The following is a 10,282-nucleotide window of genomic DNA, read 5'->3' as shown; positions in this document are numbered from 1 at the left end:
GTCGCCTGCTTTACTGGCGGCGTGGACTCCTTCTTCACGCTACTCAAACATCAGGATGAGATTACGAGTCTCGTCTACGTCCACGGGTTCGACATTCCTTTGACGCGAACCGACGCCTACGAGCAGACGGTGGCACATCTGCGAACTGTTGCCGATGACACTGGCAAGAATCTGATCGAGATGTCGACGAATCTCAAGTCGTTCCTCAGCTCGGTACGCTGGGGGCCAATTGCCCACGGTCCCGCCTTAGCAAGCGTTGCGATGCTCCTAACACGTGAACACGGAACATTCTTGATTCCCGCCACGCACACATACAGTGATAGTTTCCCGTGGGGCTCACATCCACTCCTCGATCCGCTCTGGTCGACTGAAAACGTCGCGATCGTTCATGACGGTGCGGAAGCAACGCGAGTGCGTAAGACCGTAGCACTAGGGCAGAGCCCAGTGGCGCAGCAGCACCTCAGGGTGTGCTGGAAGAACACGGGAGCATACAACTGCGGAGTGTGCGAAAAGTGCTACCGGACAAAAATCTGCTTGCGTCTGGCAGGAACGCTTGGCCAGTTCCACACCTTCGAGGACCCGAACGTCGACCCGGACGTCGTCCGCCGTATCGTGATTCACAACGCGAATGCCCTGTCGTTCACAGTCGAGAACCGCGATTTTGCGTTGGAGGTGGGCGACGTCGCCATCAGCGAAGCGCTGAATGCGGCGATCGCAAAATACTGGCGCCGCGAGCCTCGGACGAGGCAACTGGTGAGAGACAAGAAGCGACTAGTGCAAGAAATCAAGTCGCTCCGGTCTCGGAAGTCAGTGCGTCTGGCTGACGCCTTGGGTAGTCTGATCGCTCCCGTTCGACGGAGGAAGTCAAGCTGACACGCTCGCGAGAACGCTCCGCCTACTTCGCAGGAAGAATCGCGCGCAGCTTGTTCTCGAACATGCTCAGCGCTGACGCAATCGCCATGTGCATGTCGAGGTACTGGTACGTGCCCAAGCGGCCGCCGAAGAAGACGCCAGCCTCGGCATCCGCATGCTTGCGGTATCCCAAGAGTCGATCGCGATCCTCTGCCGTGTTCACCGGGTAGTACGGCTCATCATCGCGCTCCGCGAAACGCGAGAACTCGCGCATGATGACAGTCTTCTCTGACTGGTAGTTGCGCTCGGGGTGAAAATGACGGAACTCGTGGATGCGCGTGAATGGCACATCGGCATCCGCATAGTTCATGACGGGCGTGCCCTGGAAGTCTCCGACCTCAAGCACCTCTTGCTCAAAGTCGAGCGTGCGCCACGACAACTCGCCCTCGGCAAAGTCGAAGTAACGATCGATCGGGCCCGTGTACACAATCGGCACCTGGCCGACCATCGACTTCTTGTTGATGGGCTGAGTCTCGTCGAAAAAATCGGTATCGAGACGAACCTCGATGTTGGGGTGATCCGCCATCCGTTCGATCCACGCCGTGTAACCGTCAACGGGCAGACCCTCGTAGGTGTCGCTGAAGTAGTGGTTGTCGTAGCTGTAACGAACAGGAAGTCGGCTAATTACTTCGGCGGGCAACTCGGTCGGAGCCGTCTGCCACTGCTTCGCGGTGTAGTCGCGAATGAATGCCTCGTAAAGCGGGCGACCGATGAGCGAGATCGCTTTCTCTTCCAAGTTCTGTGGCTCAGCATCGCCCAGCTCAGACGCTTGCTCTGCCACGAGCGCGCGAGCAGCATCCGGCCCGAAAGCGGCGCGGAAGAACTGATTGATCGTGCCCAAGTTGATGGGAAGGGGAAAGACCTCACCCCCGTGGTTGGTATACACCCGGTGCTGGTAGTCGGTGAATTGCGTGAACTTCGTCACATAGTCCCACACGTGCTTGTTTGAAGTGTGGAACAGGTGTGCCCCGTAACGGTGCACCTCAATGCCTGTCTCCGGCTCGACCTCGCTGTAGGCATTGCCACCAATGTGGGAGCGGCGATCAATGACCAAAACCTTGAGGCCCAGCTCATTCGCGGCGCGCTCCGCGATCGTGAGGCCAAAAAAGCCAGAACCAACAACGAGCAAATCAGGAGTCACAGTACAACCTTTATGAGTGGAAGCCGCGGGCAATAAACCGACGGTAAGCGATACGACGAATCGCGACCGGCACCAGACGGTAACCCCCGCGCACAATCACATTACGAACATTTTGCAACGGGGTGGTGAAGCCCAGCCTTCTAAACTCCCTTTGCAAACGCAACTCCGCCGATAGCTGGCCGAGCCCGCCACGCCGAGTGTACGCGCCAGCGCTTACGCGGTACATCACGAGAGCCTCTTGCAAATTTTCTACTCTGGCGCCGGAATCGATCATGCGCGCGAACAACCAGTAGTCCTCCATGAGGCCCACATCGATATAGCCACCCGCCGCTTTCACCGCAGAACGGCGATACATGACGGTCGGATGATTGAACGGATCATGAAAACGCGAATAGCGCTCAATCGCCTCTTGACCCTGCGGAGGAATCCGCTTGCCAATAACCGACCCATCATCTTCAGCGAACTCGAACATCGCTGTTCCGACCAAATCGAGCCCGCCAGCGATCGCCACCCGCTGCTTTTCAAAGCGGGTCGGCAACGACACATCGTCGGCATCCATTCGGGCCACGACGTCGAAATTGCACTGAGCCAAGCCTGCCTCAAGGGCGCGCGCCAAACCACGGTTGTGTTTCAACACCAATAGCGTGGTCGGGACCGTCGATGCTGCGATCAACTGCTGCATCATCGCAGAGAGTTCAGCAGACACCGGGCCATCCTGAACTATCACCACCTCAGTGGGAGGCAGCGTCTGGTCATCGACACAACTGCGAAACGCGCGCTCCAAAAAACTTGGCTTATCACCCGAATACACAGGTAAGAGCAAAGAGAAGTTGTGCTCGGCGGCGGTCACGCGCGATCCCTCGCTGCTTCAACCTGCGCAACGGCATCGGCAACCACGTTCAGGTCAGCGAAATAAGACTCATTCGACTTCGGACGAGTGCGCGATCCCTCGCTCAGCCCGCGACGCAGCCCGCTCCACAGCACGGGGCGCTGCTGCGAGCGCCGAATCGTACGAATCCACCGTCGGATGCTCGACGCCCCGTACATCGCCTTCTCCCATGCCTTCAGTCCGCGGGAATGGCGCATGAGCCAGACCTTATTGCGCACCTCAAAGAAGAACCGCTCCCCCGGGTCGAGATCTGTGGACCCCAGCAGCTTCGTCTTGTGCACCACAACACTGGCAGGGACAAAGATTCCGAGGCTATCGCGCAATACTCGTGTAGAAAATTCGAAGTCATCATTCCAGATGAAGTAATCAGCTACCGGTAATCCCGCTTGTCGAACTGCTGAAGCAGAAACGAACATTGAGACGAAAGATGAGCTGCGCACGGCTAGCGTGCCTGCCTGCACTGCTGCCGCACGTTCTGCCCGTGAGACGAACGGCTTTTCCCGCGGAGTGTTCATGGGATGGTCACGACCATCGGTCCAGATCACCCGAGAACCGGCGATCGATACGCCCGGCTGCGCTTCGACGGCCGACAATAATTCGGCTGCCGCTGACGCGGTGGGAATGGTGTCGTCATCCATCAGCCACAACCACGTCGGGTCGTGAACCTTGAGCGCGTGTGCCATGCCGGCAGCAAAGCCGCCAGCGCCGCCAGTGTTGCGTTTCAACGTGACCAGATCGATGTCGGGAAAGTTGGCGCGAACCGCGTCGCCGGAGCCATCATCCGACGCATTATCGACAACAACGATGGCATCGAGGGCACGAGACTGTGTCGACAGGGCAGTGAGAGCTTCCATGAGAAGTTCGCGCCGGTTAAACGCCACTACCACCGCCACTACACGGGAAATCTGCGGCATTTTTGGTATCTCGATCTCACTGTCGCGAATGGAAGGGCAACACTCACTGTAGACGAGGTGCGCACGCTGCACACTTTACAGGCCGCCTCTGCATCCTGAAGATAGGATTGCCCAGTGAACAGCGACAAATCACCCATCGGAGGGCTCCAGTGAGCTGGTGGGACACCATCCCCGCTTTCTTCGTTGTAGTAGCGATCGGAATCGGCCCAGGGCTACTGCTGTCATCGGTGCTCGGGCTACGCGGAATCGCGCTGCTGGGCTCCGCACCAGCGTTCTCCGTCACCACCGTGGCGCTTGCGTCAATCGCCGCGCCATTGATCGGTATCCCCTGGGGTCTCATACCGATCGGCGGGACCACTGCGGTACTCACTATCGTCGTCGTTTTATTCCGGATGCTGTGGCACCGACTGCGCCCCCGACCAGCGTTTCAGCATCCCCCCGTGCGACTGCTCACGTGGGCCGCACTCGGCACCGGAGTCGCCGCCCTCATCATTACTATTCGATTCATCGTTGCGTTCGGTGAGCCCGAAAACATCTCGCAGACCTACGACAACATTTTTCACCTCAACGCCCTGCGCTACGTGCTCGACACCGGAAACGCATCATCGCTCACCCTCGGCGGCCTGAATCTCGACAACCCGCAATCCGGCACCTTCTACCCGGCGGGCTGGCATGCCATCACCGCAGCCATCGCAAGCACCACTGGTGTCAGCATCCCTGTCGCGATCAACCTCGTCTCCATTCTTATCGGTGCCATCTATTGGCCGCTCGGCTGCGTCTTTCTTGCACGAACCATTCTTGGACCCCGTGCGATCGCCATCGTCGGTGCTGGAGTGCTGTCCGCCGCTTTCGGAGCATTCCCCTACAGGCTCATCGACTTCGGCGTTCTCTACCCCTACCTTCTCGGCATTAGCCTCCTGCCTGCAGCGCTCGCCTTCGCGGTAACCGCCGTCGGCATGAGCAACCACCCCGAGATGCGTAACTCGCGTGCGTGGTTTGCCCTACTCGGCGTCATTCCCGGAATCGCCCTCGCCCATCCCGGCGCCGCGATGGTATTCGTCGCCCTCAGCAGCGTGATCGTGGTGGTCGGCGCTCACCGCAGCTATAAGAGACTCACGGCAGCCAACGCAGCACCGGCCACGATACGGGCGCTCATTACCGCCACCATCGCCGTGCTGATCACCTACATCGCCGCTTGGCTCATCGTTCGAGTCAGCGTTGTGTGGGAACCGACCGAGACCGCAGCTCAAGCTCTGGGCGAGGTGCTCACGAATGCCACCACCGGGCTTCCCATCGCCGTCGTTGCCACGGTCCTGGTCGTCATCGGTGCGCTACAACTCCGCCGCCGTCCCCACAACTATTGGCTCCTCTTCAACTTTGCACTCGTCGGAGTGCTCTATATCGCCGCAGCAGCAATGCCTCACTCGCTTCTGCAGTCACTACTTGTCGGCACGTGGTACGGCGACAGCTACCGCCTTGCTGCCGTGATGCCGGTCGTCGCGCTCCCGCTGGCCACACTCGGCCTTGTGGTGGTCTACGACACAATTCGTACACGCGCGCCGCAGCTCATCATCACCGCCACGACAAACAGGGAGGGCCGCCACCAGCGCGGGCTCGCCATCATTACCGTCGTGGTTGTGCTCCTCGCGACACAGGGCTACTCGCTGCACATCGCGACCGTTGAAGCCCGCAGCCAGTATGTCGTCGCCGAAGAACCTGCCAAAGAAGCTCCGCTATTGACAGAGGACGAACTAGACGTGCTGAACCACGTCGCTGATTACGTTCCCGAAGGAGCCATAGTCGCCGGAAACCCCTGGACAGGAGCCGGGCTTGTCTACGCCATCTCCGACCGCGAAGCTATGCTTCCGCACGTCAGCGGATTCGATACGGCAGAATCCCGCCTCATCGGCGAACACCTTCGCGATGCCGATCGTTACACTAGCGTGTGTGATGCTCTTGCGACCCTCGAAGTGGGGTATGCATTAGATTTCGGTACGCGCGAGATTCACGGAGACACACACGACTTTGGCGGACTCACTCGACTTGCGAGCTCCGACGCGGTAGAGCCGCTCTATACGAGCGGTGACGTGGGACTATACACAATTACCGCGTGCGAATAACAGACAAAGGAACCTTATGGCGATGACCACCCTGCGTGTAGTCCTCGATGACATAGCCGCGCCCGCATCGCGTAATCTGCGTCGCTACTCCGAAGAACTGATCAAGCAGCTCATTGTCAGCGCGCCCCCGAACTGTGAAGTCGCCGGCATCGTCTCTAACAACAGCACTAGCTCCGCAAAGATCGAGGAGACCTTCCCCGGCCTTGCGGAACTGACCACCCTGCGCTTGGGACACGACGCCCTCACGCGTGCGTGGCAGCATGGCGTGACAAGCATCCCCGCAACGCGCATGTCTGGCAAAGGCCTTATCCACTCTCCGAGCTTGTTCGCACCCCTCTCCCGCCACGACCGGGTTAATGACGTAGGTACACAAACCGTAGTCACTGTCCACGATGTTCTCGCTTGGACCAGCCCTGAATCCATGAGCACGCGACAGGTCGCCTGGAACAAGGCCATGGCCAAACGAGCATTCAAATATGCGGACGCGATTGTGGTTACGAGCCATTCCGTTGCCGATGAGCTCAAAAACATCATGAACTTTGGCGAGCGAGTGCGCGTCATCCCAGGCGCAGCAACCGAACGGGTGAAACAACCTTTCAATGCGCCCGCTCGTGCGCTCGCTCTGGAACTTCCCGAACGCTACATTTTGGCCACAGGAACACTCGCTCCTCACACCCGGCTGGATGCACTCATCCAAGCAATGGCACACCCTGATGCACCGGACATCCCCTTGCTCATCTCGGGACCGCCCGCCTGGGGCGAGAGAGACATTGCCAGCACTATCGCCGCCGCTGGCCTCAGCTCAGAACGCGTTCGATACCTTGGGGCGCTCGACGACAACGATCTTGCCGTTGCCCTCAACAGCGCCACCATCTTCGCCCACCCCGACAGTTCAGAAGGCTTCAGCCTTCCTGTTCTTGAAGCGTTCTCGCTCGGTACCCCCGTTGTGCATTCTGATGCCGCCGCTGTCGTCGAGCTCAGTGCAGACGCAGGAATTGCGGTTTCCCACGAAAGCGCAGACACCTACCCCGAACGGCTTGCCCAAGCTCTGGCCTCGGTTGCTAACGACAGCGAACTCGAACGCCAGCTCGGTTTTCGCGGCCTCGACCGCTCACACGTATTCACGTGGCGAGCCGCCGCCGATAAAGTGTGGCAACTGCATGCCGACCTGTAAGTCGGCACGCGCAGCCCTGCACTAGTAAGCGGCTACTCGGACTCGCTCTCGGCATCCGGAGTGCCAACGACCGATTCCGCGACGAGTTCACGGATGAGTTCGTAGTCGGGGTTACCCACGTCAATCGTCGGCGGCGACAGCTCCAGCGTCGCAATCGGGAAATCTTGCGCGCCGCTGGCAAGTTCAGTAAACAGGCTGAGCATTACTGACGGGATATCTGTTGTCACTACCTGTTTGCCCGCATCCGCGACCGTACGGAACTTTGTCAAAATGTTTGCTGGTTCGAACTGCCGAAGGATAGCTTCCTGCACCTCACGTTGACGGAGCATCCGGTCATAGTCATTTGAACCGTGTCGTGCGCGGGCGTACCAAAGCGCTTCATACCCTCCAAGCACTCGTTCGCCAACCTCAACCCAGCCATCAACGTTAATGGGCTGACCATATTGATCTTCATCGCCGCCGATTGGTTGGCGTTCCGTCACATTGATCAGCACCCCGCCGAGCGCATCAATGAGATCATCAAAACCCTGCATATCGATCAGCACGTAGTACTGCAGGTCGAGCCCTGTGACTCCCTCAACAGCATCGCGCATCGCCTCAACGCCGGCCGAACTATCATTCGCTTCAGCATCCGGGTACAACTCAGGATGCTCTTCACCGTAGGTGTAGAGGTAACTGATCAAGCATTCATCGCCGCAGTCATAGCCCGAGGGGAAATCCTGGTACAACGGAGAACCCTCAACGAACGGGATGAACTCGAGGTTGCGAGGGATACCGATGAGGGTGGTTTCCCCCGTCTCTGCATCGACGCTGGCAATCGAAATGCTGTCTGGACGAAGCCCAACCCGGTCGGGCCCAGCATCCCCACCAAGAAGCAGGATGTTGTAACGGCCATCAGTCGGTGGTGCGTAATCCGCGCTCGTGAAAACCTCAGTGATAGTTGACCGCGCTGAGTCAACAATGTTGACCGCGGCCACCGCCACACCGGAATAGGCGACTAAAGCGATGAGTGAGAACGCCACCACAAAGGGGCGCGCACCGACGCTAGCTCTCTTTACTTGGGCAAGACGCAGCGAATCCACCGCGAGAACAATCCACAGAATCACGTAGGCAATCAGCACCACTTCGATGACCGCGAGAACAAAAACGTTGGTGACCGCAGCGAGGAAGAGTTCGCGAAACCAAAAAAACAAAACGAATGCAAGAATCGCCAGCACCCACAACAGCGCTGTAACAACAACCGCAAAACGACCAAGCTTGCGACTACCCGCCAGCATTTGGGCCGAACCGGGCACGAAAACGTTCAGCGCGACCAGCCACCATGCACGGCGGGTCATCGTTGGCGCGGAACCTAAATCGGGCGCCCGCAACGAGGATGTTGTGCTCACAGCAGCAGCTGTAAAGCAGCGTTCTTGTCGGCGACCATCGCCTCGAGACCGCGTGCATAGTCCTCGAGCTTCGTCGCTACAGCAGCATCAGTTGCGCCAATAATGCGCAGCGCGAGGAGGCCAGCGTTGGTAGCGCCGCCGATCGAGACCGTCGCGACGGGGATGCCAGCGGGCATCTGCACGATAGAGAGCAACGAATCAAGACCGTCGAGCTTCGCCAACGGAACAGGAACACCCACTACAGGCAATGTCGTCACCGAGGCCACCATGCCAGGAAGATGGGCAGCGCCACCGGCTCCCGCAATGATCACTCGCACGCCGCGCGACGCCGCCTGCCTGCCAAATTCGATCATTCGTTCAGGGGTGCGGTGGGCAGACACGACTTCGACCTCGTAAGAGACGTCGAACTCAGCCACGATATCGGCTGCACCCTTCATCACTGACCAATCGGAATCTGATCCCATGACAATCGAAACGAGCGGTGAAGACATAGGAGGATACTATCTTCCCGCTCCCGAGGAGTTGCCTTCAACACACGGCGCACTAATGGCGCACGGGAGAAATTACTCGAACTCTGCAGCGGCAGCCCGAGCAGCGCTGCGCACAGAATCAAGATCTGCGCCCGACGCCGTGACGTGCCCCGCCTTGCGGCCAGGTCGCGACTGCTTCGAATAGTCGTGAATTTTGATCGCCGGCGAAGCCACGGTCGCCGCGGCAATCCGCTCATGCATTTCTTGCCCGACCGGACCACCCAAAATGTTCACCATTACCGACCACTCGTCGCGTGCCGCAGTGGCTCCGAGCGGAAGGTCGAGCACCGCACGAAGGTGCTGTTCGAACTGGCTTGTCTGGCATCCATCGATGCTCCAATGGCCTGTGTTGTGCGGACGCATCGCAAGCTCATTAATGAGGATTCGACCATCGCTGGTTTCGAACAGTTCGACGGCGAGCACTCCGGTGACGTCGAGACCTTCAGCGATAGTGCGGGCAATCGCCCCAGCCTGCTCCGCAAGCGCTGTGCTCAGGTCCGGAGCCGGCGCCACTACCTCGGCACACACGCTATTGCGCTGGATGCTCTCGACCACGGGCCACAAGGCAACGTCACCCGAAGGGTTGCGGGCAACGGACTGCGCCAATTCACGGCGGAAGTCGACGAGCTCCTCGATCAAGAGCTCACCATCAGTCAGCCACTGTGCGGCGTCCGCGCCTGCACGCACGATCAGAACACCCTTGCCGTCATAGCCGCCGCGAGGAGTCTTGAGAACACCCACCCCGTTGTGCGCCGCAAGAAAGTCGTCTACGTCGCCCACACTGGCGACCCGCGCCCACGCCGGCATTGGCAAACCCAATTCCGCGAGGCGTTCGCGCATCTGCAGTTTGTCTTGCGCAAAAAGCAACGCATGGGGGCCAGGATGCACGGCTATGCCGTCAGCAACCAGTGCCTTCAATACATCCTGAGGAACGTGCTCATGGTCGAATGTCACGACATCAACTTGTCGCGCGAAAGCGAGCACCTGCGCGATGGAACGGTAGTCGCCGACAGCGGTCGCGGCCAGATTGGCCGGAGATCCTTCGGCTTCAGCAAGCACTCGAATGTCGATGCCTAAATTGAGAGCAGGAGGAATCATCATGCGGGCCAATTGGCCTCCACCGATTACACCGACTTTTACTGACATGATCTCTCCAGAGTTAGCGCTGACTGATTTTCAGGATTGCGCAAGATTTCGCAGCTAGAATTTCACCG

The 10,282-nt window shown here is 59.0% G+C and carries 9 protein-coding genes; 3 read left to right on the top strand and 6 right to left on the bottom strand.

The window, feature by feature from the left end:
- A partial coding sequence (locus I6E74_RS05155; RefSeq protein WP_231604471.1) for a hypothetical protein occupies positions 1–873 on the top strand: 873 nt, incomplete at its 5' end.
- Between the two features lie 22 nt (positions 874–895).
- Here I6E74_RS05155 and glf read toward each other — a convergent pair.
- From glf to I6E74_RS05140, 3 genes are read right to left on the bottom strand one after another with little or no spacing between them, the layout of a single operon-like run.
- A complete protein-coding gene (gene glf / locus I6E74_RS05150; RefSeq protein ID WP_197123553.1) occupies positions 896–2,053 on the bottom strand; it encodes a UDP-galactopyranose mutase in 1,158 nt (385 codons plus the stop codon).
- A gap of 10 nt (positions 2,054–2,063) precedes the next feature.
- Positions 2,064–2,903, bottom strand: a complete 840-nt coding sequence (locus tag I6E74_RS05145) for a glycosyltransferase (protein ID WP_197123551.1) — start codon at positions 2,901–2,903, stop codon at positions 2,064–2,066.
- Positions 2,900–3,823, bottom strand: coding sequence for a glycosyltransferase (locus tag I6E74_RS05140; RefSeq protein WP_307784387.1), 924 nt, complete (start codon positions 3,821–3,823; stop codon positions 2,900–2,902). Before I6E74_RS05140 ends, I6E74_RS05145 begins: the two co-directional genes overlap by 4 nt.
- A gap of 182 nt (positions 3,824–4,005) precedes the next feature.
- Between I6E74_RS05140 and I6E74_RS05135 the strand changes: the two genes are divergently transcribed.
- Both I6E74_RS05135 and I6E74_RS05130 read left to right on the top strand, forming a co-directional pair.
- Positions 4,006–5,976 carry a DUF6541 family protein gene (locus I6E74_RS05135; RefSeq protein WP_197123547.1) on the top strand — a complete coding sequence of 657 codons (1,971 nt, stop codon included), beginning with the start codon at positions 4,006–4,008 and terminating at the stop codon, positions 5,974–5,976.
- Between the two features lie 16 nt (positions 5,977–5,992).
- Positions 5,993–7,150: a glycosyltransferase family 1 protein gene (locus I6E74_RS05130; RefSeq protein ID WP_231604470.1), complete on the top strand. Its 1,158-nt coding sequence runs from the start codon at positions 5,993–5,995 to the stop codon at positions 7,148–7,150.
- A gap of 32 nt (positions 7,151–7,182) precedes the next feature.
- Here the strand turns inward: I6E74_RS05130 and I6E74_RS05125 are convergent, their stop codons facing one another.
- The 3 genes from I6E74_RS05125 to I6E74_RS05115 form a co-directional block, all read right to left on the bottom strand.
- Positions 7,183–8,487 (bottom strand): LCP family protein, encoded by a 1,305-nt coding sequence (locus I6E74_RS05125; RefSeq protein ID WP_197123545.1) that lies wholly within the window; start codon positions 8,485–8,487, stop codon positions 7,183–7,185.
- A 47-nt stretch (positions 8,488–8,534) separates the two neighbouring features.
- The gene (gene purE / locus I6E74_RS05120; protein WP_197123543.1) at positions 8,535–9,029 is read right to left on the bottom strand and encodes a 5-(carboxyamino)imidazole ribonucleotide mutase; all 495 of its coding nucleotides are present in this window, start codon (positions 9,027–9,029) and stop codon (positions 8,535–8,537) included.
- 72 nt (positions 9,030–9,101) lie between these two features.
- Positions 9,102–10,214: a 5-(carboxyamino)imidazole ribonucleotide synthase gene (locus I6E74_RS05115; RefSeq protein WP_197123541.1), complete on the bottom strand. Its 1,113-nt coding sequence runs from the start codon at positions 10,212–10,214 to the stop codon at positions 9,102–9,104.
- Between the last annotated feature and the right edge of the window lie 68 nt (positions 10,215–10,282).

Source organism: Salinibacterium sp. SWN139 (assembly GCF_015864625.1).
Classification (GTDB): Bacteria; Actinomycetota; Actinomycetes; order Actinomycetales; family Microbacteriaceae; genus Rhodoglobus.
This window is presented reverse-complemented; position numbering and strand designations above follow the sequence as displayed.

Excerpts from the sequence above, each read along its gene's own strand:
- purE (WP_197123543.1), bottom strand. The coding sequence starts at position 9,029 with ATGTCTTCACCGCTCGTTTCGATTGTCATGGGATCAGATTCCGATTGG.
- I6E74_RS05130 (WP_231604470.1), top strand. The coding sequence starts at position 5,993 with ATGGCGATGACCACCCTGCGTGTAGTCCTCGATGACATAGCCGCGCCC.
- I6E74_RS05115 (WP_197123541.1), bottom strand. The coding sequence starts at position 10,214 with ATGTCAGTAAAAGTCGGTGTAATCGGTGGAGGCCAATTGGCCCGCATG.
- I6E74_RS05125 (WP_197123545.1), bottom strand. The coding sequence starts at position 8,487 with ATGACCCGCCGTGCATGGTGGCTGGTCGCGCTGAACGTTTTCGTGCCC.